Here is a 23880-nt window from a genome sequence, read left to right as displayed (position 1 = left end):
GCCCTAGTACTTACCCTAGGCCGCGATGGCTCTGCTATAAAAACCTCCCTCGAAAGCGCCCACCATGACCACGCCCCCCAAACCCCGCGGCCGCCCGGCCAAGACAGCCGCCAGAGTCGAAGAGCTGGACGAATCCATCTTGGCGCCGGAAGACCGCTACCGTGCCCCGGCGCTGGACAAGGGGCTGGACATTCTGGAACTGTTGGCCACGCAGCCACACGGCCTCACGCGCGCCGAAATCGTGAAGGAAATGGACCGCAGCGCCAGCGAGATTTACCGCATGCTGGAGCGCCTGGTGGCGCGGCAGTACGTGATGCGCAATCCCTCGGGTGACCGCTACGCGCTGAGCCTGAAACTGTTCGCGCTGGCGAACATGCACCCACCGCTGAGCCGCCTGATCAACCAGGCCCTGCCCATCATGGATGACTTCGCGCGCAAGGCTGAGCAGTCCTGCCACATGGGGGTGTACGACCGGGGCAATGTGCTCATCAGCGCGCAGATCAACAGCCCGCGCGGCTGGAGCTTCTCGGTGCAGCGCGGCGCGCGCGTGGGTCTGCTGGACACGGCCTCCGGCCATTTGTTGCTGGCCTTTTCGGACCCCGGCAGCTACCAGCGCATGCTGGCAGAGCACACGCCGCTGGACGGCGAGGTACCCATCACCGAAAAGAAACTGCAGGAGACGCTGGCTGCCATCCGCCAGCGTGGCTACCTGGAGCGCGACTCGGCCCAGTCCTTCGGCGTGGTGGATATTTCTTTCCCCATCCTCGGGCCGGACAACAGCGCGCTGGCCACCCTCACCTGCCCTTACATCCGCCGCATCGACCGCCACATCGGCCCGACGATGGAAGACGTGCGCGAACACCTGCGCGAAGCTGCCAAGTCCCTGTCGCTGACGCAGGGCATGGCGCGGGAAGTGGCCTGAATTGCTATTTAATTCGTAGCTGCTCGCGCAATATCCACGGGGGCCAGGGGCAGACTCATGTCACAAACACATACTTGCCCGACGACTTCTTGGGCGAGAGGACCACAAAATCCGGGAACAACTTGGAGCGCACGTACCAGACATAGGCCAGCACCGCCACGTTGATGGCCACGGCAAGCAGCGTGGACACCGGCTCAGCCGCAAAGCCCTTGAACAAACTGGACAACGTAGCAACCTGCATCGCGATGTAGGCGTTGTAAAAGCCCACCAGGTTCTTGTAGAAACCCCAGGCAAACAACAGCGGCAGCCCGGCACACAGCAACAGGATCACCCCCTTGCCCACCGGCCCGAAGCTGGCTGCCATGCCCCAGCCCGCCCACAAGCCCAGCAGCGCCGTGGCGTACATCAGCCACAGCAGGCGGTCGATCTTGGTGGCGTGTTCATCCACCTCAGAGGCATCGACATGCGAGGCGATGTAGTGCGCGAGCACACGGTCCCGCACGCCCTTGCCCTGCAACAACCGGAACACGGCCGTTTTGCCCACGCCGCTACCCAGCAAGGTATTCACCTTGGCTTTCACTTCTTTTTTGTTCACGCGCTCACTCCCTTTGCAGGAAGTCTAAAAAAGCGTGACGGCTTTGCCCATCCCCCAAACGGGTGAAACTTGTATCAGGCGGACATCCGGTCGGCCGACGCGGGGCGCTTGCCACCGGGAAACTGCGCCAGCAGGTCCTGTAGATCCAGCGGCCTGCTGAGCAGAAAGCCCTGAATCAGCGTGCAGCCCGCATCACGCAGCACGCCCAGCTGCGGCTGGGTTTCCACGCCTTCGGCAATCACGTCCAGCCGCATGTGCTGGCCCAGATCGACGATGGTGTTGACGATGGCACGGTCCAGCTCCTGCGTGGGCAGGTCACGCACGAACGAGCGGTCCACCTTCATGGATGAAATGGGCAGGTTCTTCAGCATGGACAGCGAGGAATGCCCCATGCCGAAGTCGTCCAGGCTGATCTCGAAGCCCAGCTTGCGCAGGTCATGCATCACGCGCACCACCTGCTCGGGGTTCTTCATCAGCATGCCTTCGGTCAGCTCCAGCGAGATACTGCTGGGGTCCACCCCCAGCTCGGCGGTGAGCCGACGCAGGTTCTCGGGCAAGGCGCTGTTGGCGAATTCGGTAGCCGCCATGTTCACGTGCACTTTCAGCCCCGCAAATCCCGCCGCGCGCAGGGTGGCCAGGTCGCGGCAGGCCTGCGCAATCACCCACTGGTCAATCTCCACAATCAGGTGGCTTTGCTCGGCAATGGGGATGAACAGGTCTGGTGGCACCAGCGTGCCGTCTTGCCGGCGCCAGCGGATCAGCGCTTCCACCGCGTGCATGCGTCCGCTACCGGTATCGAAAATCGGCTGGTAAACCAGAAACAGCGCGTTGTCCTGCAGCGCGTGGTGCAACTCGGTCTCGATGGCCAGGCGCTGGGCAATCATGGCCTGCTGTTGGGCCAACAGATTGGGGCTGCTGGTGGAGAACACATCGCAGTTGTTGCGGCCGTTCTGCTTGACGCGGTACATGGCCGCATCCGCGCTGCGCAGCAGCTCGGGACTGGTGTGGCCGTTGTCGGGGAAGCGGCTGATGCCCACGCTGGCCGACACCGTGAGCTCTATGCCTTCGTAGAGGAAAGGTGCGCGCGCCGCCTCCAGAATCTGCTCGGCCACCAGGGCCAGGTCCGCATCCTGCTGGCAAGGCACCAGCAGCGCAAACTCATCGCCCCCCAGCCGCCCCACCACCGCCTGCGCCGGCGCCACGCTGCGCAAGCGGCTGGCAAAGGTGCGCAGCACCACATTGCCGGCGTCGTGGCCAAAGGCGTCGTTGATGGGCTTGAAGCGGTCCAGGTCGATGTACATGAGCCCGAACGCGGTGCCAGCACGCGCGGCCTGGGTGCAGCGGGCGTCGAGCATGGCGTAGAAATGGCCGCGGTTGGCCAGGTCCGTGAGCTCGTCCACCTCGGCCAAGTGGCGGATTTCGGCCTCTTTCTCCAGCCGCCGCGCCGTTTGCGCAATCAGCGCGCCGATGGTCTTGGCCAGCTTGGGCAACTGGGCTTCGGGCTGGCGCGAGAGGCTGCTGTAGAACTCCAGCACGCCGGGGCGGTGCTGCGTCCCGTCCTCGCTGACGTAAATCACCGGGAAGATGTAGCCCGACCACAGGCCACACTCCCGCGCACTGGCGCGGCGCAGAAAGCGCGGGTCGGTGGACATGTTTTCCACCCACTGGGCCTCGCCAGACGCCCAGACTTCGCCCACCAGCCCTTCGCCCGCCGCCATGTTGAGCTCGGCGCTGGCCTGGCTGAAAACGGCCAAGTCAAAGTCCGGCTGGTACCAGGAATTCCTGCAGCTCAGCGCAGGGCCGCCCGGCGCGGCTTCCATGGACCAATAAGCCCCCCACTCCCAGCCCAGGTTCTTGCAGATAAGCTGGATGACGTTGTCAATCGCCTCCCCCAGGGCGTGGGTGCCCACCAGGTACTCGGTCAGCTCAAAGCCCAAGCGCTCGCGCACCGCTGCATGCTTGATCTGGCTGATGTCCTGCACCATGCCATTGATCAGCGTGGGGTGGTTCTCATCGTCCGGGAGGATGGAAACCCGCAGCCAGCGCATACCATCGTTCGGGCTCAGCACCCGGATTTCCTGGCTCCCGCGGCACAAGCGCTGCGGCCCCGACAGCAGAGCCAGCAAACGCACCGCATCGTCCGGCACCACACAGGTCAGGGTTTCGTCCAAGCTGTGGTGGTGGCGCCTGGCGACGTCCAGCAGCTGCCCCGCATGGGCAGAGACCACCACCTGCCGACTGCTGCGGTCATACCACCAGCGGCCAAAGCCAGCGGCGGCCTCCATGGCACTCAGGTGCGGGTTGTCGGCGCGTAGCTTGGACTGCAGAGAGGGCGAGACGCCCATTTTTGGGGCATATTCCAAGTGCGCTCCAACGAAAGAGGCCATGTACGTTCCATATCGTATTTATGGACTGTCACGATGCAAATTACGTGCCCGCACTGACTGATTGGACAGGTTTCCCGCCAAACGCATGTGCCGCGGCCCCTGATTCACTATTCTTTTAGTAGCTGCTCGCGCAATATCCACAGGGGCTAGAGGCACTTTTTATCCCTGTACCGCCACCACGGACACCCCACGCTCGGCCAACTGCAGGGTGACCGCATCGCCACTGCTCCAGCTGCCCTGCGCGTCGGAAGACACCACAAAGATTGCGCCCAGGCTGGTGTCCACCGTCAGTTCCTGAAAGCTGCCCAAGTAGGCCGCCTTGGCCACCGTGCCCGTCAGGCCCTGGCCGTGCCCGCTCTGCACCGCCCAGGCTTCGGGGCGAATCGCCACCTTCACCGGCCCGGGTGCCATGCGCCGCGGGGTGCTGAGGGTCAGCGGCCCCAGGCGCACCGCGCCCTCGGCCTCACAGGTGCCGTCCAACAGCACCGCCTCGCCCATGAAGCCAGCCACAAACTCGGTTTTCGGGTTCTCGTACAGCTCGCGCGGACTGCCGGCCTGGGCGATCAGGCCGCCGTCCATCACGATGATCTGGTCGCTCACCGCCAGGGCCTCGCTCTGGTCGTGGGTGACATAGGCCACGGTGAGCTTGAGGCGCTGCTGCAGGCTGCGGATTTCCTCGCGCATGGAGCGGCGCAGTCGCGCATCCAGGTTGGACAGTGGCTCGTCAAACAGCAGCACCGAGGGCTCCAGCACCAACGCGCGCGCCAGCGCCACGCGTTGCTGCTGCCCGCCCGACAACTCGGCCGGGTAGCGTGCCTCATAGCCGCCCAGGCCCACGATGGCCATGGCCGCGCGGGCGCGGTCATTCACCTCGGCCTTGGGCACGCCGCTCACGTTGAGGCCATAGGCCACGTTCTCCAGCACCGTCATGTGCGGGAACAGCGCATAGCTCTGGAACACCATGCTCACATTGCGCTCGGCCGGGCCCAACTGGGTCACATCGCGCCCGTCGATAAAGATCTGCCCGCCCGAAGGCGTCTCCAGGCCCGCAATCATGCGCAGTGTGGTGGTCTTGCCACAGCCCGAGGGGCCGAGGATGGTGGTGAGCGTGCCCTTGGGCACGTCGAAGTCGATGCCGCGCACCACCAGCGGACTGTTGGCGCCGCCATAGCGCTTGATGACCTGGCGGAAGGAAATACCTGTGTTTGTCATATGAATATCCGATTCAAAGAGGTTCAATGCGCGGCCGGCGTTGCCCGGCGGCCCAGCTTGCGTTCGCCCACCAGGGCCTGCACCAGCAGCGTGCTGAGCGACATCAGCACGATGAGCACCGTGCAATAGGCCAGCGCCACGCCGTAGTCGCCATTGCCCACGCGGCCGATGATGTAGGTGGTGGACAGCTCGTACTGCGCGGTTACCAGAAAGATCACGGCCGACACGGTGGTGATGGAGCGCACAAAGGAATAGATGAGCGCGGCCACCAGCGCCGACTTGATGAGCGGCAACACGACCTTGCGCAAGGTGGTCAGCGTGTTGGCGCGCAGCATCAGCGAGGCCTCGTCCAGCGAACGGTCCAGCTGCTTGAAGGCGGCCGTACCGGCCCGCACGCCCACGGGCAGATTGCGGAACACAAAGCACAGCACGATGATGAGACCGGTGCCTGTGAGCTCCACTGGCGGCACGTTGAAGGCCAGGATGTAGCTCACGCCCAGCACCGTGCCGGGCACCGCAAAGGTCAACAGCGCCGAAAACTCGAAGGTGGCCTTGCCACGGAACTCGGTGCGGGCCAGCAGCCAGGCAATCAGCAGGCCCATGCCGGCACAGATGGGGGCCGCCATGGCTGCCAGCGACAGCGTGGTGAACAGCGAGTTCCAGGCCGTGCCGGCCCAGACCCAGCCGTAGTCGCCCCACTGCACATCAAAGGCGGTGCGGAAGTGGTTGAAGGTGAGCGTGTAATCGCGCCCCCAGGTCTGCACAAAGCCGCCAGCAAAGGCAAACAGGTAGACCACCAGCGTGAACAGCAGCCACGGCCCTGCCACGCCCAAGCAGAGCTTGCGGATGCCGGCCGGCAGCGGCATGGGCAGACCTGCATCGCCCTTGCCGGCCACGGTGGTGAAGCTGCCCTTGCCCAGCACCCGGCGCTGGATGAAGAACACCGCCAACGCAAACAGCGTGAGGATCAGCGACAGGGCGGCCGCCATGCCGGGGTCCAGCGAGGAACCGACGATGGCAAAGAAGATTTCGGTGGACAGCACGGCAAACTGCCCGCCCACCACGATGGGGTTGCCGAAATCGGCCATGCTCTCGATGAAGCCGACCAGAAACGCATTGGCCAGGCCCGGCTTGAGCAGCGGCAGCGTCACGCTCCAGAAGGTCTGCATGCGGTTGGCGCGCAGGGTCTGCGAGGCTTCTTCCATGGACGGGCTCACGCCCTGCACCACGCCGCGCATGATCATGAAGGCGATGGGCGTGAAGGCAAACAGCTGCGCCAGCCAGACGCCAAAGAAGCCGTAGAACCAGCGCGTGGGCTCAATGTTGAAGGCCCACTCCATGAACTGGTTGTACAGGCCGGCGCGGCCAAACAGCAGGATGAGGCCCAGGCCCACCACAAAGGGCGGCGTGATGATGGGCAGCATGGCCAGGATGTTGAGCGGGCGCGCCAGACGCTTGGCCTCGCGCTCGGCCCACAGCGCAATCAGCGTACCCAGAAACGTCGTGCCCGCCGCGGTCATCAGGGCCAGGCCCAGTGTGTTCCACGCCACGCCACAGCGGCTTTGCGACACCACGCAGCCCAGGCCCCAGATGCGTGCGGTGCCAATGCGCTCCCACAAGGCGCCCAGCGCAAGCTGCCCTTCCTCATTGAGCACACTGCCCATCAGCGACTTGATGACCGGGTAGACCACAAATAGCGCCAGCAGCGCCGCACAACCCAGCACCGCGCCGGCCACAAAGGCGTCGCCCTTGAAGCCGCCCAGCCGCGCCACACCGATGGACAGCAACCCCAGCAGGCTGAACACCACCACAAAGCCGCCCCAACCCATGCCGGGTTGGGTCCAGTCCGTGGGGCCCATCAGGGCTTGCAACCAGTCCCAGGACCAGCCCAACATGCCAATGGCAAAGCCGCTGAGCAGCAGGCCGATCAGGCCCAGCAGGCTGCCGGCGCACAGCAGCAAACCCTGCAGGCGCGGCTGCGGGGTCAGGGTCGCAACAGCGGCCAGCAGCAGCCCAGCCAGGCCCGATGCCAGCCAGATGCGGTGGTGGCCCCAGGCCTGTACCCAGCCGCTGGCGGTGGTAGCGCCACCCCAGATACCGGGCAAGGCGTCCCACAGGCCGCCGCTTTGCAGGAAATACCAGGGCAGCAGCGCAAAGGCCGCCAGGCCTAGGGCCGCCCACAGGGCAATCACGCGGCGCAGGCGCCACGGGTGTTCGTGTGTCATGAGAATCAGAAAAGAGAGGCGGTGCACAACCCGCCGCTATGCGCGGCGGGGGCGAATTTCGCTGTGGCGGCTTAGCGGCCCTGGCCGTTGACGTCGCGCTCCCAGCGGTAGATCAGGCGCTTGCGTTCGGCCGCCTGGCCGTACTTGGCGTAGTCGTAATCGATCATCTTGATCTTGCGGAAGTCGGGCACGCGCGGGTCCACCTTGGTTTCGCGGTTGGATGGCAGTTGGAACTGCAGCGTGGCCGCACCCAGGGCCTGGGCGCCGGGCGTCAGCGCCCAGTCGTAGAACTTCTTGGCGTTTTCCAGATTGCGCGCGCCGCGCACGATGGACATGGAGCCAATCTCTGCGCCGGTACCGTCGCTGGGGGTGATGGTTTCCAGCGGAAAGCCTTGGGCCTTCTCGCCCGGGCCGTCGTGCACAAAGCTGATGGAAATGGCCGCCTCGCCGCGCGCCACGGCTTTGATGGGGCCCACGCCCGAACGCTGGTAAGCCGCAATGTTTTTGTGAAGCTTGCCCAGGTAGTCAAAGGCCTTGTCCTCGCCCATCAGTTGCACCAGCGTGGCGATCATGGTGTAGGCCGTGCCGCTGGAGGAAGGGTTGGCGGACTGGATTTCGCCCTTGTATTCGGGCTTGATCAGGTCGGCCCAGGTCTTGGGCACGGGCAACTTTTTCTTGGCCAGCAGCTCGGTGTTGTAGCCAAAGCCCAGCGGGCCGGAGTAGATGCCCACGGTCTTGTAACCCGACTGCGCGGCCTGCTTTTGCGCCCAATCGTAGAGCTTGGGCAGCATGGGCGATTTGTATTCCTGCGTCAGGTTCTGCTCGGCAGCCACCAGGTGCGGGTCACCCGTGCCACCAAAGAAGACGTCCGTCTTGGGGTTAGCGCGTTCGGCCATGAGCTGGGCCACCGCCTCGCCCGAACCCTTGGGCGTCATGTTGACCTTGATGCCCTGGCTCTTCTCGAAGGTCACCGCCACCATGCTGCACCAGGGCGCCTGGCCCGAGCAAATGATGTTCACTTCACCGCCCGCTTGGGCGTGGGCCTGCATTCCGGCCGAGGCCATGAGGGCCAGTACGAGCAATTGATTTTTTTTCATGAATGTCTCCTGGATTGAAAGACCGGAATGGTCTGGGGGGTCGAAAGGGTTTGGGGCAAGAGCACGCTCACCCCCTTGCGGGAAAGAAAAAGACTGACAGGCGCGCCTACCTCGTGACAGGCACCGTGCACATCCGAAATGACAAGCAGACTGCCCAGGGTGGTCTGCACCCAGGTCTCGGCCACACGGCCCAGGTAAGCGCTGCGCTCCACCTTGCCGGGCAGGCCTTGCGTACCCGCGGGTGCAAGGCGCCAGGCCTGCGGGCGCACGATCACACGTACCGGCCCCTGGCGCAGCGGCAGTCCGACATCTAGGCTGAGCGGGCCCAGGCGAATGTGCCCTGCCCCGTCGCAATGGGCCTCGAAAACGCTGGAATCGCCCATGAAGCCAGCCACGAACTCGGTTTGCGGCTGCTCATAAATCTCACGCGGCGAGCCGATCTGCACCACGCGCCCCTCCTGCATCACCACCACCTGGTCGCTGACCGACATGGCCTCGGCATGGTCGTGGGTGACATAGAGCACGGTCAGCCCCAGGCGCTGTTGTAGCTGGCGTATGTCTTCGCGGATGTGGCGGCGCAGATTCGCGTCCAGATTGGAGAGCGGCTCGTCCAGCAGCACCAACGCGGGTTGCAAGGCCAGCACCCGGGCCAGCGCCGTGCGCTGCTGCTGACCGCCGGAGAGTTCATGCGGCATGCGCTCTTCCAGTCCGCCCAAGCCCAGCAAGGCAATCACCTGTGCACTGCGTTCCATCTGCGTGGCCCATGGCAGCCCTTGTGCCTGGAGCCCGTAGCACACGTTGTCCTGCACCGAGAGGTAGGGAAACAGCGCGTAGCTCTGGAATACCAGGCTCATGTCACGCTGGTCTGCGGGCAGATGGGTCAGGTCCTGCCCGCGAAACACGATCTGCCCTGCGTCCGGCTTTTCCAACCCGGCAATCAGGCGCAGCAAGGTGCTCTTGCCGCAGCCCGAAGGACCCAGCAGCGTGGTCAACCGACGCTCGGGCACGCGCAAGTGCACACCGCGCAGCGCCCGGTAGCCATTGGCATAGGTTTTTTCGATGCCGTGCAAGTGCAGCCCCTGGGTCATGCGGGTACCCGCAACGTAGCGTGCGAGAGAGGTTCGGACACCACGGCAGACGCCGGGGACTGCGCGGAGCCAGTGGCCTGACCCTCTGGCAGCGGCCAGCGCACCACCGCGTCCACCCCCACCACGACACCGCTCTGCATGCGGTTGTACAGGTCCAGGCTGGCCTGCATGGAGACGGCAATCTGCTTGCAGATCGACAGACCCAGGCCCACCCCGGTGCCACCGCTGGCGGATTCGAACGGCATGAACAGGCGCTCACGCACGTCTTCCCCAATGCCGCCCGCGTTGTCCCACACCAGCAGCTCCACCTCGGCCGGCAAGTAGCGGATCACCACGCCCAGGCTGGCACCCTGGCTGCTCTGGTGGATGGCGTTGGCCACCAGATTGCGCAGCAATTCGCCCACCAGCCAGCCGTCGGTATGCAGCCGCACCGGCAGCGCTTCAAGCGACACGTCCAGGCGCTTGCGTGCCACCAGGGGCGCGCATTCCACGAGCACCTCGCTGGCAATCTGCTGCAGGTTCACATCCGTCCACTGCGCGTTCTGCAGCTTCTGGTCCACCTTGGCCTTGGACAGCAGCTGGTTGGCCAGATGCGAGGCGCGGTCCACCGTGCGCAGCATCTTGGGCAGGGTTTCTGCAGCCTGCAGTTCGCCGGCAATGGCACCCTGCAGCTGGGTCTTGAGCACGGCCAGCGGTGTGCGCAGCTGGTGCGAAGCCTCGGCAATAAAACGCTGCTGCTGGTCCAGCGCGGCCTGCTGCTGCTGCCACTGGCTATTGAGGCCACGCACCATGGCTTCCAGCTCTGGGGCGGGCGCGCGTTGCAGCAAGGCGGTTTCCTGCGGGCGGCGGGCGGCCACCGTGGCGGCCAGCCGGTGCAAGGGGGCCAGACCGCGCCCTGCCAGCCACCAGGCCAGCGCCAGCATCAGGGCCACCCCGGCCAGCAGCGCCAAGCACCACGAGGCGGTATCGGTATGCGACAAAGCCCCCGCCAGCATGGCGCCGCCCAGACCTGCGGCCAGCGCCAGGGCGACGGCACCCGCTGCAATGCGCAGGCGCATGGAAGCGGCGCGCCGGGTCAGCGTGGGGGCTTCGTTCATGTCGCCTCCTGCGCCGGGCTGGTCAGTTCGTCCACCAGCAGATAACCCACGCCGCGCATGGTGAGCAAGGTGGTGCCGCTGCCTACCAGGCGCTTGCGCAGGCGGTGGGCCAACACGTCCACCGCGTCGGCCTGTTGGCTGGCGTCATCGCCAAATACGGCAGCAAACAGGTCGTCACGCGAGACCGGGCGGCCGGGGCGGCTGATGAGGGTTCGCAACATGGCCGCCTCGCGCGGTGCAATGTCCAGCGGGCGGCCCGAGCGCATCAGCGTGCCCGTGGCCGTGTCCAACTGCAGATGGCCGCAGCGGAATTCCTCCACGCCCTGGCTACGCCGCACCAGCGCCTTGATACGGGCCACCAGCTCTTCAGTGTCAAACGGCTTGGTGAGGTAGTCGTCCGCTCCCACGGTGAGGCCTTGCACGCGCTCGCCGGGGGTGCCGCGTGCCGTCACGACCAGCACGGGTACCCGCATGCCGGCATCGCGGATGCGCTGCAGAAAGTCCAGCCCATCCATGCCCGGCAGGCTCAGGTCCAGCACGATCACATCGAAGCTGCGCTTGCGCACCAGGGCCAGGGCCTCCTGTCCGTCCGCGCAACACACGGGCGCCAAGCCACGCGAGGCCAGCACGCGACTGAGCGCGTCCACCAGATCCAGATCGTCTTCCACCAATAGCAATTGCATGACCTGCATGGTGCAGTCTGGCCCTCCCTCCCACAATAGGGAAACTGAGGGGAGCTATTGAAAGGAAGTTGAAAGCAGCCCCGCCGCCCCCCGCCCGCAGGTACAGGCTGGCAGCGCGGCTCAGACCTCAGATCTGCTGGTGATTCACCAGGCCCGGGCGGGTGGAGTACTTGGTGAGCGCGTCCACTTTTTCCACCTGCACCGCCGCGTGGCGCTGGTTGTAGACGTGCTCGCGCAGCCAGGCGAATTCGGCCTGCAGGGCTGCATCGTCGTCCAGGCGCGTGGCCCAGACGCGCTGGTCCGCGTTCCAGCGGTAGCCGCGCGCCTTGAGGTGGTCCTTGGCGTCGAACGAGGCGTTGGTGGCGCTCAGGCGGTAGCTGGGGTGGCGGGCGGCTTGCAGCAGTTGGGTCAGGCCGGTGTGCTGCGCCAGCGGCAGCGGGCGCGCCAGCACGGCCAGCAGCGCGTGGCAATCCATCTCGGCGCGGTGCGCGTCGTAGAACCAGCCGTTCTCCTGCGCCAGGCTCTCCAGCTTGGCCGAGCCGCGGCCCTGGGCCTTCCAGTCGATATCCACAAACGAGCAGGCCCAGGCCAGCTTGGCGAACGCAGGCAGGCGGCTCTCTACAAAGGGGCGGTCAAAGCCTGCGTTGTGGGCAATGACCACGTCCACGCCCTCCAGCAACTGGGCCACGCGGGCTTCGTCCAGCGCCTGGCCGCGCACGTCGGCATCGGTGATGCCGGTGATCTTGACCACTTCGGCCGGGATGGCTTTGCCCGGGTCTTCCAGCCCGTCGTACACCTGCACCTCGCCCACAGGCAGGCCGGTGGCTGTGTCCACGTCCACGCGCAGAAGCGCGAGTTCGATGATTTTTTCCTTGGCCTGGTCCAGGCCCGTGGTCTCGGTGTCCAGCACCAGAATGCGCGTGACGCTGCCCTGCGCCGTCCCCGGCCATTGCAGGCGCGGCTGCAGGCGGCGCAGCACACGGTAGTCGGGGTGGGCCTCCAGCGTCTGGGCCATGGCTTCGGGATCAGTGGGTGCAGGGGCGGCCACGGTTTTTACGGGCGCTGTCGGGGTCGCAGAAGCGGAGGCCTTGGCTGCACGCGGCGCACGCTTCTTGGGCGCAGGTTCGCTGATGGGCAAGTCGGGCAGAAAGTCAAAACCCAGTTGGTCTGTATTCAAGGGCGCACCTGGCGGAAAAGAGGTCCGCCATTATTGCCCCTATCATCGGCGCCAACTCCGGAAGACCCCATGCAAATCACCATTCTGGTCGGCACAGTGCACGGCAATGCCAGCAACGTGGCCCAGGCCCTGCAACTCTGCGCCGACGACATTGGCGCCACCATAGCCGTCCTGCCCATGGACGGGCTGGACATCTCCGTCTTCGACCGCCCCGGCGCCTTCATCGTCTGCACCAGCACCACGGGCAGCGGCGACGTGCCCGACAACGCCCAGGCACTGTACTACTCACTGGACGCGCAGGCCAAGTACCTGGGCCACGTGCGCTTTGGCCTGGTAGCGCTGTGCGACAGCAGCTATGGCGACAGCTTCATGGGCGGCGGCAAACAGTTTGACGAACGCCTGCGCGACCTGGGCGCCCAGCGCGTGGGCGAGATCTGCGTGCTCGACGCCATGGAGGTGAACGAGCCCGAGGAAGCGGCCGTGGCCTGGCTCCCGGGCTGGGCAGTCCAACTGGCGACAGCTGCCTGAGAAATACGCATCAAAAATAAGCGCTAGCCCCCGTACTCTCTGCGCAAGCAGCTTCTCTTTTGATAGCACCATGACTTCTGCCCCCGCCCCCCGGCCCACCGCACTGCGCCCGCTCAAGGGCGTATGCATCCTCAGCCTGGCGCTGAATTTACCGGGCCCTGCCGCACTGATGCGCTGCCAGACCATGGGCGCCACCTGCGTGAAGCTGGAGCCACCGCCCCACCCCGCCGCCCAGGGCAGCTCGGGCGACCCCATGGGCCAGTACAACCCCAAGGCCTATGCTGCGCTGCACGCGGGCATGAAGACCCTCAGCGCCGACCTCAAGACCGACCAAGGCCAGAAGACCCTGCACCGGCAGCTGGCCAAGACCGACATCCTGCTCACCTCCTTCCGCCCTTCCGCGCTCAAGAAGCTGGGCCTGGAGTGGAAGACGCTGCACAAGCAATACCCGCAGCTCAGCGTCATCGCCATCGTCGGCGCCCCCGGTGCGCGCGCCGAGGAGCCCGGCCACGACCTCACCTACCTGGCCGAAAACGGTCTGGTCACCGGGTTGGACCTGCCTGCCACGCTGTATGCCGACATGGGCGGCTCGCTCATGGCGTCCGAAGCCGTGCTGCAAGCCCGCCTGCACCAGTTGCAAAAGGGCAAGGGCGTGCTGCAGGAAATCGCCCTTTCAGACGCTGCCGGCTACCTGGCCCTGCCGCGCAGCTGGGGCCTGACCACGCCGGGCGCGGCGGTGGGTGGTGGCCATGCGGGCTACCGCGTTTACCCCTGCAAGGACGGCCGCGTGGCCCTGGCCGCATTGGAGCCACACTTTGCAGCGGCGCTGGGTGCGGCGGCGGGTCTGCGACAATCAGGGCTGTTCGCGATGTTTGCCCCCGAAAGCCACGCCGCCGTTGCCGCCTTCCTGGCCGGCAAGACGCGCGCGGAGCTGGACGCACTGGCCCAGGCCAAAGACATTCCCCTGCATACCCTGGCGTAAGCCAGCGCCACGCCCCCCAACAGGGCGCGCGGCGCCCTGTTTTGTTTCGTTGAGAGCCGATGCCCACGCACCGCCCCAGTTACCGGCTGATCGATCTGCTCAAGATCGTGGCAGCCCAGTGCATAGTCTTGCACCACTTTTCGGCCTACGGCCCCCTGTCTGACGCCGCCGCCGAAGCCGCCCCCGAACTCATGGAATGGCTGTACGACTACGCCCGCATGGCGGTGCAGATTTTCCTCGTCGTGGCCGGCTACCTGGCCGCGCGCAGCCTGGCCAAATCGCAGCACACCGGCCTGTGGTCCACCCTGGTGCAGCGCTATGTGCGCCTGGTCATCCCCTTCATGGCGGCGCTGGGCATTACCGTGCTGTGTTCCGCCCTGGCCCGCCCCTACCTCGATGGCGACGTGGTGCCCGCCCTGCCCACGCTGGCGCAGCTGCTGGCCCACGCCAGCCTGCTGCACAGCGTGCTGGAGGCCGACTCGCTCTCGGCCGGCGTCTGGTACGTGGCCATCGACTTCCAGCTCTATGCCGTGCTGGCCCTGCTGCTGTGGCTGGGGCGCGGGCGGCGATGGTTTGCCGTGGCGCTGGTAGCCGGGCTCTCGGTCAGCTCGCTGGCCTGGTTCAACTTGGATGCCGATCTGGACGTCTGGGCGCCCTACTTCTTTGGTGCCTACGGCCTGGGCGCGCTGGCCTGGTGGGCCGGCCTGCGCAGCCGGCATGGCAGCTACGCGCTGGGCCTGTACGCGGCCACACTGCTGACCGGACTGGGCTCGCTGGCGCTCGAATTCCGCGCCCGCATTGCGCTGGCCATGGGCATCTCCACCGTGCTGCTGAGCTTTGGCAGCATGCAACTGGCCTTACCACGCCGGGCCGACCGCTGGGTGCAACGCCTGAGCAACTGCTCCTACGCGCTGTTCCTGGTCCACTTCTCGGTCCTGCTGTTGGCCAACGCCTTGTGGGAGGCCCTGGGCCTGGAAAACACCACGCTGGCGCTGGCCGCCATTGCCGCCAGCTGGCTGCTCAGCATCGCCGCCAGCCACCTGTTCCACACCCAGATCGAGCAACGCATTGACGACTGGCGCCGCGCGGTGCGCGGCCTGCTGGCCGCCCCCGCCAGCAAATAAAGCCGCGGCCCTGTGCCGCTTTGCGCGGCGCAGGTGTATAACCGCACCTCCTAACCCGAAGCAACTCAGAAAGATTCCCTATGGGCGCGCAATGGAAAGCAAAGGGCAAGGCCCTGGTGGCCGATGCCAAAGGCAAGCTGTTTACCAAGCTGGTGAAAGAAATTACCGTGGCCGCACGCGGCGGCGCCGACCCGGCCGCCAACGCCAAGCTGCGCCTGGTGGTGGAACAGGCCCGCAAGGTCTCCATGCCCAAGGACACGCTAGACCGCGCCATCAAGAAAGGCGCCGGCCTGACCGGTGAAGTCGTCAACTACGAACACGTCATCTACGAGGGCTTTGCCCCCCACCAGGTGGCCGTGATGGTGGAATGCCTGACCGACAACGTGAAGCGCACCGCCCCCGAAATGCGTGTGCTGTTCCGCAAGGGCCAGCTCGGCACCAGCGGCTCCGTCGCCTGGGATTTCAACCACTTGGGGCTCATCGAAGCCACCCCCGCCGCGGCAGACTCGGACGCCGAAGTGGCCGCCATCGAAGCCGGCGCACAGGACTTTGAGCCCGGTGACGAGGAAGGCAACACCCTCTTCTACACCGACCCGACCGACCTGGACCTGGTCAGCCGCGCCCTGCCCAACTTCGGCTTTACCGTGGTGTCGGCCAAGCTGGGCTACAAGGCCAAGAACCCCGTAGACCCCAGCAGCCTGAGTGCTGAAGCGCTGGAAGAAGTGGAAGCCTTCCTGGCCGCCATCGATGGCAACGACGACGTGCAGAACGTCTACGTGGCGCTGGCAGGCTAAGCACCGCCCCCACAAGCAAGAAGCGGGATGCGCTGCAAGGCGCATCCCGCTTCTTTTTTAATAGCTGCTCGCGCAGATTCCACGCGGGCTAGAGGCCTGATTCCCCGCTATTTCGCCGCCTGCTTGCGCCATAGCTGAATATTGCTGTCGATGAGCTTGTTCATCACCCCCTGCCTGGTCAGCTGGTGCAAGGCGCGCGCGACACGGCCGCGGAATTCACCCGTGTTGCAGAGAGATTTGTAGGACATGGTGAGATGCAGACTCTCGTTGGTCAGCGCTGGCGACACGATGCGCAGGTCGTTGATCTCCAGCTTGGCGGCATAGGCCATGCCCGGGGCCTCCTCGTATAGCAGGTAGTCCACGCGACCGGCCTGCAGCACCTTGAGCGCGTTCTCCAGGCTGGAGACGGTACTTACGGCCAAGCTCTCCTTGGCATAGCGGTCAAAAGCTTCACCAAAGCTGTTGTTGATCACGGTCACACCCTTGAGCCCCTGCAGGTCCGCCCACTTGCGGTATTTGATGGGCTTGCTGGCCTGCACCCAGATGACGGACCGGGTCTCGCGGAATGCTGGGTAGAAGTAATCCATGTACTCCAGCCGCGGCAGCGTGTAGAAGGCGCCGGCGATCATGTCGGCGCGGCCGTTGCGCACCACCTCCTGCACCCGCGCCCAGTTACCCACGTAGCGCATCTCCACGGGCACGCCGATTTCCTTGCCCAGCAGTTGCATGAAATCGGCATTCGCGCCGATAAGGCGGTTATCGTCCGCAGGGTCGCGCCAGAGGTAAGGTGGGTATTCCGGGTTGCCGGTCACCACCAGCCGTTCGCACTCCTCGGCCGCGCGGGCCGCGGGCGCCAGCAGCCCGGCCAGGCACAGCGGCGCCACAACCCACCGCAATGCGGTGCCCCACATGACCTGAGTGATTGTTCCCATGGTCCTGTTCCCCAACGAGGGGCCCTTGGCTTTGCCCTGTCTGTCGGCAGCCCGCGAAACGGCCTCAGGCGGCCAGTTCCAGCGGCTTGCTGCGCCAGATCTTGTCGGCGTACTCCCCAATCGTCCGATCTGCAGAAAACGGCCCCATGGCCGCCACATTGCGCAGGGCCTGGATGGCCCAGGCGTTGCGGTCCTGGTAGGCCGCGTCCACCCGCTCCTGAGCCGCAATATACGCGGCATAGTCGGCCAGCAGCAGGTAATGGTCGCCCCAATTCACCAGCAGGTCGTAAATGCTCTGGAAGCGGCCGGGCTCACCGGGGCTGAACACACCGTCGCGAATCGCCTCTAGCACGGCAGTCAGCTCGGCATTGCCTTCGGCAATGGCACGCGGCTGGTAGCCGGCGGCGCGCGTGGCCGCCACCTCGGGCGTGGTCATGCCGAAGATGAAGATGTTGTCGGCACCCACGTTCTCCAGAATCTCGACGTTGGCGCCGTCCAGCGTGCCTATGGTGAGCGCGCCGTTGAGTGCGAACTTCATGTTGCCGGTGCCCGAGGCCTCGGTACCGGCGGTGGAGATTTGCTCCGACAAATCAGCCGCAGGGATGATGCGCTCGGCCAGGCTCACGCTGTAGTTGGGGATGAACACCACCTTGAGCAGGTTGCCCACGCGCGGGTCGTTGTTCACCACACTGGCCACGTTGTTGATCAGGTGGATGATCTGCTTGGCCATGTGGTACGCCGACGCAGCCTTGCCGGCAAACACCACCACGCGTGGCACGGTGACGCTGCCGGGATTGTTGATGATGCGCAGGTAGCGCGTCACCACATGCAGCACATTGAGCAGTTGGCGCTTGTACTCGTGAATGCGCTTGACCTGCACATCAAACAGCGCATCGGTGGGGATGGTCAGGCCCATGTTCGCCTGCACCCAGGCCGCCAGGCGCTGCTTGTTGGCCAGCTTGGCGCCCTGGAAGGCTTCGATCACCTTGGGCTGCGTCAGTACCGCATTCAGGCCGCTGAGCTGGCTCAGGTCACGGCGCCAACCGGTACCCACCTGTTTGTCAAGCACGGCCGACAAGGCCGGATTGGCCTGCGCCAGCCAGCGGCGTGGCGTAATGCCGTTGGTCTTGTTGTTGAAGCGCTCGGGCCAGAGCTTGGCAAAGTCCAGGAAGATGCTTTCCTTCATCAACTCAGAGTGCAGCGCCGACACGCCGTTCACCGAATGGCTGGTCACCACGGCCAGGTAGGCCATGCGCACACGGCGCTCACCGGCCTCATCCACCAGGCTCACCTTGCGCAGCAGCTCCGGGCTGCCGCCGCGCTGGGCAATCTGGGCCAGGAACTGGGCGTTAATGTCGTAAATGATCTGCAGGTGGCGCGGCAGGATGCGGCCCATCATCTCCACCGGCCAGGTTTCCAATGCCTCGTGCATCAGCGTGTGGTTGGTGTAGCTGAACACGCCCTGGCACAGGCGCCAGGCATCGGCCCAGGACAAATGGTGCTCATCCAGCAGCAGGCGCATCAGCTCGGGGATGGCCAGCACCGGGTGCGTGTCATTCAGGTGGATGCTGACCTTGTTGGGCAGGTTTTCGAAATTGTCATGCGTGCGCAGGTAGCGGCGCAGCAAGTCCTGCACACTGGCACTGCAGAAAAAATACTCCTGGTGCAGGCGCAGCTCGCGCCCCGATGGGGTGGAGTCGTCCGGGTAGAGCACGCGAGAGACGTTCTCGGAGTGGTTCTTGGTCTCCACCGCGGCCATGTAGTTGCCGCGGTTGAAGGCGCCCAGATCGATCTCCTGCGTGGCCTTGGCGGACCACAGGCGCAGCGTGTTGGTGGCCTTGGTGGCGTAGCCGGGGATGATGGTGTCGTACGCCATGGCCTGCACATCGTGGCTATCCACCCATTTGTAGGCGTCGCCCTCCTTCACCACATGGCCGCCAAACTGCACGCGGTAGGTCACCTCAGGCCGCGGGAACTCCCAGGGGTTGCCGTGGGTGAGCCAGTAGTCGGGCACCTCGACCTGGCGCCCGTCGACGATGGTCTGACGGAACATGCCGTAGTCGTAGCGAATGCCGTAGCCAAAGCCGGGAATGTTCAGCGTGGCCATGGAATCCAGAAAACAGGCCGCCAGACGGCCCAGGCCGCCATTGCCTAGGGCGGCATCGGGCTCCAGCTCGGTCACGGCGTCAATATCCACCCCAAAATCCGCCAGGGCCTGCTTCACGCGCTCGCGCAGGCCCACGGCCAGCATGGCGTTGCTGAAGGTGCGGCCGATCAGGAATTCCATGCTGAGGTAGTAGACGCGCTTGGCATCCTGTGCGTACTGCGCACGCGTGGTGGTCATCCAGCGTTCCACCAGCTGGTCGCGCACGGCATAGGCGGCAGCGTGCAGCCAGTCTTCGGGGCGGGCGGCGGCGGGGTCTTTGCCCACCACAAACATCAGTTTGTTGGCAATGGAGCGCTTGAGGGAATCCAGGTCGCGGCCGGGCGCGTCAAATTCAAAATTCACGGGGGTGGGCACGGTCGGGGTGGAGATCGTTGTCATGGGTGGATCAGCTTTTGGTAAAGCGCGGTGTAATGCCCGGCGGCGGTAGTCCAGTCGAAGGCAAGCTTCATGCCGGTCTGGCGCACGCGGTTCCATTCGGCCTTGCGGTGGTACAGCGCAAAAGCCCGGCGCACCGCGCGCCGGTAGTGGGTTTCGTCAAAGGCGTCGAAGACAAAGCCGGTGGCGGTTTTGTCATCCAGGGTTTCCAGGTCGCTGTCGACCACAGTATCGGCCAGGCCGCCCACGCGGCGCACCAGCGGCAGGCTGCCGTACTTGAGGCCATACATCTGGGTCAGGCCGCAGGGTTCGAAGCGCGAAGGTACCAGCGTCACATCGCTGCCCGCAAAGATGCGGTGGGCAAAGGCCTCGTCATAGCCCAGTTTGACCGCCACACGGCCCGCATTCGCGTTCGCTTGCGCCACAAAGGCCTGCTCCAGCCAAGTCTCGCCGCTGCCCAGCACCAGCAGTTGGCCACCGCGCGAGACGATTTCGTCCACCGCCGCCAGCACCAGCGGCAGGCCCTTCTGATCGGTCAAACGGCTCACCACGGCAAACAGTGGCGCATCCGGCTCCACGGCCAGTCCCATCTGGGCCTGCAGCAGCGCCTTGCTCTGCACCTTGCCAGTCATGTGGCGTGCGTCATACGGGTGCTCGATCAGCGCGTCGGTGCCAGGGCTCCAGACGGTGTCATCCACCGCGTTGAGGATGCCGCTGAGCTGCTGGGAGCGCGCCCGCAACAGGCCGTCCAGGCCGCAGCCCTGCTCCGGGCCCTGAATTTCGCGGGCATAGGTGGGGCTGACGGTGGTGATGTGGTCCGCGTAAAACAGCCCGGCTTTCATAAAAGACAGGTTGCCGTGGAATTCCATGCCATGCACATGGAAGGCGCGGCCGGGCAAGCCCAGATCGCCAAACAGCTCGGCACCAAACACACCCTGGTAGGCCAGGTTGTGCACCGTGTAGACCGATGGCACACGCGGCCCCTGCCCCTCGTTCCAAAGCGCCAAGCAAGCCGGCGCGAGTGCAGCATGCCAGTCGTGGCTGTGCACCAACTGGGGGCGCCAGTGCACATCGAGGCCATGCGCCACATGGGCGGCAGCCAGCCCCAGCGCGGCAAAGCGGCGATGATTGTCGGCATAGGCACGCTTGTTGGCATCCTCATAAGGATTGCCGGGTCGGTCATACAAGCCGGGCGCCATGAGCACATAGCCCCCCAGCGTACGCCCCGCACGGGCCAGCGCGGGCAATGTGCCGTAGACCACCTCAACGCGCTCGCCCCAGGGCATGGCAAAGCTGCCCACGGGCACCGCGCCCTCTAGCCCCTCGCAGATGGCTGGAAAACCCGGAAGCATCACGCGCACATCACAACCTGCTTCCTGCAAGGCGGGCGGCAGCGCACCGGCAATGTCGGCCAACCCTCCGGTCTTGAGCAGCGGAAAAATCTCGGCACTGACTTGCAGGATGCGCATGGGCACTTTCTTCAGATGGGGTTAGGCAGCGGCGGTATCCAGGCGTTTGAGCATGTCCTTGGTCACCAGCACCACGCCATTGTCGGTGCGCTCGAAGCGCTCGGCATCCGCCACCGGGTCTTCGCCAATCACCAGGCCCTCGGGCAGCGTGCAGCCGCGGTCCACCACCACACGGCTGAGGCGGCAGCCGCGGCCCACGGTCACCTCGGGCAGCAGCACGGCCTGGTCAATCAGGCAGAAGGAATGCACACGCACATTGGAAAACAGCACCGAATTGCTGACGATGGAACCCGAGACGATGCAACCGCCCGAGACCATGGTGTTGATGGTCTGGCCATGCTTGCCATCGGCGTCTTGCACAAATTTTGCCGGCGGCAGCTGGCGCTGGCTGGTCCAGATGGGCCAGTTGGTGTCGTACAGGTCCAGCGCAGGCGTTACCGAGGCCAGATCCAGATTGGCTTCCCAGAACGCGTCAATCGTTCCCACATCGCGCCAATAGGGTTCGGCCTCGGGGGTGGACGACACGCAGGACATGGAGAAGGGATGGGCCACGGCACGGCCCTCGCGCACCACGCGGGGAATCACGTCCTTGCCAAAGTCGTGGCTGGAGTCCGGATTAGCCAAATCGTCTTCAAGCAGGTCGTAAAGGTACTTGGAGTCGAAGATATAGATGCCCATGCTGGCCAGCGACACCGCATCGTTGCCGGGCATGGCAGGCGGGTTGGCGGGTTTTTCCACAAAGTCCGTGATCTTGCGTGCACCGTCTACCGCCATCACGCCAAAGGCCGTGGCCTCTTCGCGCGGCACCTCGATACATCCCACGGTGCAGCCAGCGCCACTGTCCACGTGGTCCTTGAGCATCAGCGAGTAGTCCATCTTGTAGATATGGTCGCCCGCCAGCACCACCACGTACTCGGGCCGGCTGCTCTGAATGATGTCCAGGTTTTGGTAGATGGCGTCGGCCGTGCCGCGGTACCAATGTTCTTCGTTCACGCGTTGCTGCGCGGGCAACAGGTCCACCATTTCATTGAGCTCGGCACGCAGAAAACTCCAGCCGCGCTGCAGGTGGCGTAACAGCGAGTGCGACTTGTACTGCGTGATCACGCCGATGCGGCGGATGCCGGAGTTCACGCAGTTGGAGAGCGCGAAGTCGACGATGCGGAACTTGCCACCGAAGTACACCGCCGGCTTGGCACGGCGGTCCGTCAGCTGCTTGAGGCGCGAACCGCGCCCTCCGGCCAGCACCAGGGCAATGGTGCGGCGAACCAGCATGTGCGGCTGCATATGGCGCTCCTGCAGGGCCTGGGCGCGGAAGTTGTCTGTTGGTGTGCTCATGGTTGTCTCCTCGTGTTTTTTTTGGGTGTCTTTGTAGGGGCAAAAATCAGGTCATCACGCTGGGCCGGTCCATGCCGGTGTAGTGGCGTACTTTGGCCACTGCTTCAGCCAGAGCGACCAGGGGCTGCAAGGCTTCCTGCGCGGGCAGGTCCTGGCGGGTGGCGTCGGGTTCGTGGCGCTCCAGGTAGACACGCAAAGTGGCACCTTCGGTGCCCGTTCCCGAGAGGCGGAACACCACGCGCGAGCCGTCGGTCAGCACCACGCGCACGCCCTGCTTCTGGCTCACACTGCCGTCCACCGGGTCGGTGTAGGCAAAGTCGTCGGCAAAGGCAACGGCCAGACGGGCCACGGTGGTGCCACCCAGGGTGGGCAATGCAGCACGCAACTCCCGCATCAGCGCATCGGCCTTTTCGGTGGGGATGGCCTCGTAATCGTGACGCGAATAGACGCAACGGCCATGCTCCTTCCAGAGCGCGCGCACCAGTTGCTCCACCGTCTGGCCAGTCACAGCCACCAGGTTGAGCCAGAACAGCACAGCCCACAAGCCATCTTTCTCGCGCACATGGTTGGAGCCCGTGCCATAGCTTTCCTCGCCGCAGAGCGTGACCTTGCCGGCATCCATAAGGTTGCCGAAAAACTTCCAGCCTGTGGGTGTCTCAAAGCTCGGAATACCCAGCGCCTTGGCCACGCGGTCTACCGCGGTGGACGTGGGCATGGAGCGCGCCACGCCGGCGACGCCGCTGCGGTAGCCGGGTACCTTGGTGGCATGGGCAGCCAGCACAGCCAGGCTATCGGAGGGCGACACCACAAACTTGCGGCCCACCACCATGTTGCGGTCCGCATCGCCATCACTGGCCGCGCCCATGTCGGGGGCGTTGTCGGCAAACAAGTGGGCGATCAGGTCTTCGGCATTCACGGGGTTGGGGTCGGGGTGCAGGCCGCCAAAGTCTTCCAGCGGCTCGGCATTCACCACCGTGCCTGCCGGGGCGCCCAGCTCGCCTTCGAGCAGCGCCTTGGCATAGGGGCCTCCCACGGCGCACATGGCGTCGTAGCGCAGGCGGAAACCGCCGGCAAACAGCTGGCGGATGGCGGCAAAGTCAAACAGGCCGCGCATGACCTCGGCGTAATCTGCCACCGGGTCTATGACCACAATCTCTGTGCCCTCGATACGGCTGCTGCCCAGCGCATCCAGAGCCACATCGGGAGTGTCCGTCGTGTGCAGCTGGGCCACCTGCTGGGTGCGGGCGTAAATGGCGTCGGTTACTTTTTCGGGTGCAGGGCCACCGTTGGACACGTTGTATTTGATGCCAAAGTCCCCATCGGGCCCGCCGGGGTTGTGGCTGGCCGAGAGCACAACGCCACCGCTGGCGCCACGCTTGCGGATCACCGCACTCACGGCGGGTGTGGACAGGATGCCGCCCTGCCCGACCAGCACGCGCGCATAGCCCTTGGCCGCGGCCATGCGCAGAATCGTCTGCACCGCCACGCGGTTGTGGAAGCGCCCGTCCCCCCCCACCACCAGCGTCTGGCCCGCGGCATCGGGCAGCACGTCGAACAGTGCCTGGACAAAGTTCTCCAAATAGCGCGGCTGCTGGAATACGGTGACTTTTTTGCGCAGACCCGAGGTACCGGGGCGCTGGCCGTCAAACGGCGTGGTGGGCAAGGTAATGATGGGCATGGTGGAGTCAGTA

19 protein-coding genes are annotated in these 23880 nt (G+C 65.2%); 5 read left to right on the top strand and 14 right to left on the bottom strand.

The window, feature by feature from the left end:
• Nucleotides 1–64 precede the first annotated feature (64 nt).
• Nucleotides 65–922 (top strand): IclR family transcriptional regulator, encoded by an 858-nt coding sequence (locus tag AC1RNN_RS04880; RefSeq protein WP_493088153.1) that lies wholly within the window; start codon nucleotides 65–67, stop codon nucleotides 920–922.
• A 55-nt stretch (nucleotides 923–977) separates the two neighbouring features.
• On the opposite strand, the gene AC1RNN_RS04875 is transcribed toward AC1RNN_RS04880, so the two are convergent.
• The 9 genes from AC1RNN_RS04875 to AC1RNN_RS04835 all read right to left on the bottom strand — a co-directional run bounded on the left by AC1RNN_RS04875 (nucleotide 978) and on the right by AC1RNN_RS04835 (nucleotide 12483).
• Nucleotides 978–1517, bottom strand: coding sequence for a hypothetical protein (locus AC1RNN_RS04875; protein ID WP_493088155.1), 540 nt, complete (start codon nucleotides 1515–1517; stop codon nucleotides 978–980).
• Between the two features lie 74 nt (nucleotides 1518–1591).
• On the bottom strand, nucleotides 1592–3904 hold the full coding sequence (locus AC1RNN_RS04870; protein WP_493088157.1) for an EAL domain-containing protein: 2313 nt from the start codon (nucleotides 3902–3904) through the stop codon (nucleotides 1592–1594).
• Between the two features lie 159 nt (nucleotides 3905–4063).
• Nucleotides 4064–5116, bottom strand: a complete 1053-nt coding sequence (locus AC1RNN_RS04865; RefSeq protein ID WP_493088159.1) for an ABC transporter ATP-binding protein — start codon at nucleotides 5114–5116, stop codon at nucleotides 4064–4066.
• A 23-nt stretch (nucleotides 5117–5139) separates the two neighbouring features.
• Nucleotides 5140–7341, bottom strand: a complete 2202-nt coding sequence (locus AC1RNN_RS04860; RefSeq protein ID WP_493088161.1) for an ABC transporter permease — start codon at nucleotides 7339–7341, stop codon at nucleotides 5140–5142.
• A 71-nt stretch (nucleotides 7342–7412) separates the two neighbouring features.
• On the bottom strand, nucleotides 7413–8438 hold the full coding sequence (locus AC1RNN_RS04855) for an ABC transporter substrate-binding protein (protein ID WP_493088163.1): 1026 nt from the start codon (nucleotides 8436–8438) through the stop codon (nucleotides 7413–7415).
• Nucleotides 8435–9526, bottom strand: coding sequence for an ABC transporter ATP-binding protein (locus AC1RNN_RS04850; protein ID WP_493088165.1), 1092 nt, complete (start codon nucleotides 9524–9526; stop codon nucleotides 8435–8437). Before AC1RNN_RS04850 ends, AC1RNN_RS04855 begins: the two co-directional genes overlap by 4 nt.
• Nucleotides 9523–10623: a sensor histidine kinase gene (locus AC1RNN_RS04845; protein ID WP_493088167.1), complete on the bottom strand. Its 1101-nt coding sequence runs from the start codon at nucleotides 10621–10623 to the stop codon at nucleotides 9523–9525. Before AC1RNN_RS04845 ends, AC1RNN_RS04850 begins: the two co-directional genes overlap by 4 nt.
• Nucleotides 10620–11315, bottom strand: a complete 696-nt coding sequence (locus tag AC1RNN_RS04840; RefSeq protein WP_493088169.1) for a response regulator transcription factor — start codon at nucleotides 11313–11315, stop codon at nucleotides 10620–10622. Before AC1RNN_RS04840 ends, AC1RNN_RS04845 begins: the two co-directional genes overlap by 4 nt.
• A gap of 118 nt (nucleotides 11316–11433) precedes the next feature.
• Nucleotides 11434–12483, bottom strand: coding sequence for a 3'-5' exonuclease (locus AC1RNN_RS04835; protein ID WP_493088171.1), 1050 nt, complete (start codon nucleotides 12481–12483; stop codon nucleotides 11434–11436).
• 69 nt (nucleotides 12484–12552) lie between these two features.
• Between AC1RNN_RS04835 and AC1RNN_RS04830 the strand changes: the two genes are divergently transcribed.
• The 4 genes from AC1RNN_RS04830 to AC1RNN_RS04815 all read left to right on the top strand — a co-directional run bounded on the left by AC1RNN_RS04830 (nucleotide 12553) and on the right by AC1RNN_RS04815 (nucleotide 15911).
• A complete protein-coding gene (locus tag AC1RNN_RS04830) occupies nucleotides 12553–13011 on the top strand; it encodes a flavodoxin domain-containing protein (RefSeq protein WP_493088173.1) in 459 nt (152 codons plus the stop codon).
• Between the two features lie 70 nt (nucleotides 13012–13081).
• On the top strand, nucleotides 13082–13993 hold the full coding sequence (locus AC1RNN_RS04825) for a CoA transferase (RefSeq protein WP_493088175.1): 912 nt from the start codon (nucleotides 13082–13084) through the stop codon (nucleotides 13991–13993).
• A gap of 59 nt (nucleotides 13994–14052) precedes the next feature.
• Nucleotides 14053–15117: an acyltransferase family protein gene (locus AC1RNN_RS04820; RefSeq protein ID WP_493088177.1), complete on the top strand. Its 1065-nt coding sequence runs from the start codon at nucleotides 14053–14055 to the stop codon at nucleotides 15115–15117.
• An 80-nt stretch (nucleotides 15118–15197) separates the two neighbouring features.
• Nucleotides 15198–15911, top strand: coding sequence for a YebC/PmpR family DNA-binding transcriptional regulator (locus tag AC1RNN_RS04815; protein WP_493088179.1), 714 nt, complete (start codon nucleotides 15198–15200; stop codon nucleotides 15909–15911).
• A 107-nt stretch (nucleotides 15912–16018) separates the two neighbouring features.
• On the opposite strand, the gene AC1RNN_RS04810 is transcribed toward AC1RNN_RS04815, so the two are convergent.
• From AC1RNN_RS04810 to AC1RNN_RS04790, 5 genes are all read right to left on the bottom strand, one after another.
• Nucleotides 16019–16843, bottom strand: coding sequence for a substrate-binding periplasmic protein (locus tag AC1RNN_RS04810; protein WP_493088181.1), 825 nt, complete (start codon nucleotides 16841–16843; stop codon nucleotides 16019–16021).
• A 64-nt stretch (nucleotides 16844–16907) separates the two neighbouring features.
• Entirely contained in the window at nucleotides 16908–19388 is a 2481-nt protein-coding gene (locus AC1RNN_RS04805) for a glycogen/starch/alpha-glucan phosphorylase (protein WP_493088183.1), read from the bottom strand.
• Entirely contained in the window at nucleotides 19385–20854 is a 1470-nt protein-coding gene (gene glgA, locus AC1RNN_RS04800) for a glycogen synthase GlgA (RefSeq protein WP_493088185.1), read from the bottom strand. The genes AC1RNN_RS04805 and glgA overlap by 4 nt, the downstream gene beginning before the upstream one ends.
• Nucleotides 20855–20875: 21 nt before the next feature.
• A complete protein-coding gene (glgC, locus tag AC1RNN_RS04795) occupies nucleotides 20876–22189 on the bottom strand; it encodes a glucose-1-phosphate adenylyltransferase (RefSeq protein ID WP_493088187.1) in 1314 nt (437 codons plus the stop codon).
• A gap of 46 nt (nucleotides 22190–22235) precedes the next feature.
• The gene (locus tag AC1RNN_RS04790; RefSeq protein ID WP_493088189.1) at nucleotides 22236–23867 is read right to left on the bottom strand and encodes an alpha-D-glucose phosphate-specific phosphoglucomutase; all 1632 of its coding nucleotides are present in this window, start codon (nucleotides 23865–23867) and stop codon (nucleotides 22236–22238) included.
• Nucleotides 23868–23880: the final 13 nt, after the last annotated feature.

The organism is Rhodoferax sp. GW822-FHT02D07 (genome assembly GCF_058802405.1).
The sequence above is the reverse complement of the archived record's forward strand: the minus strand, read 5'-3'. Positions and strand labels throughout refer to the sequence as shown.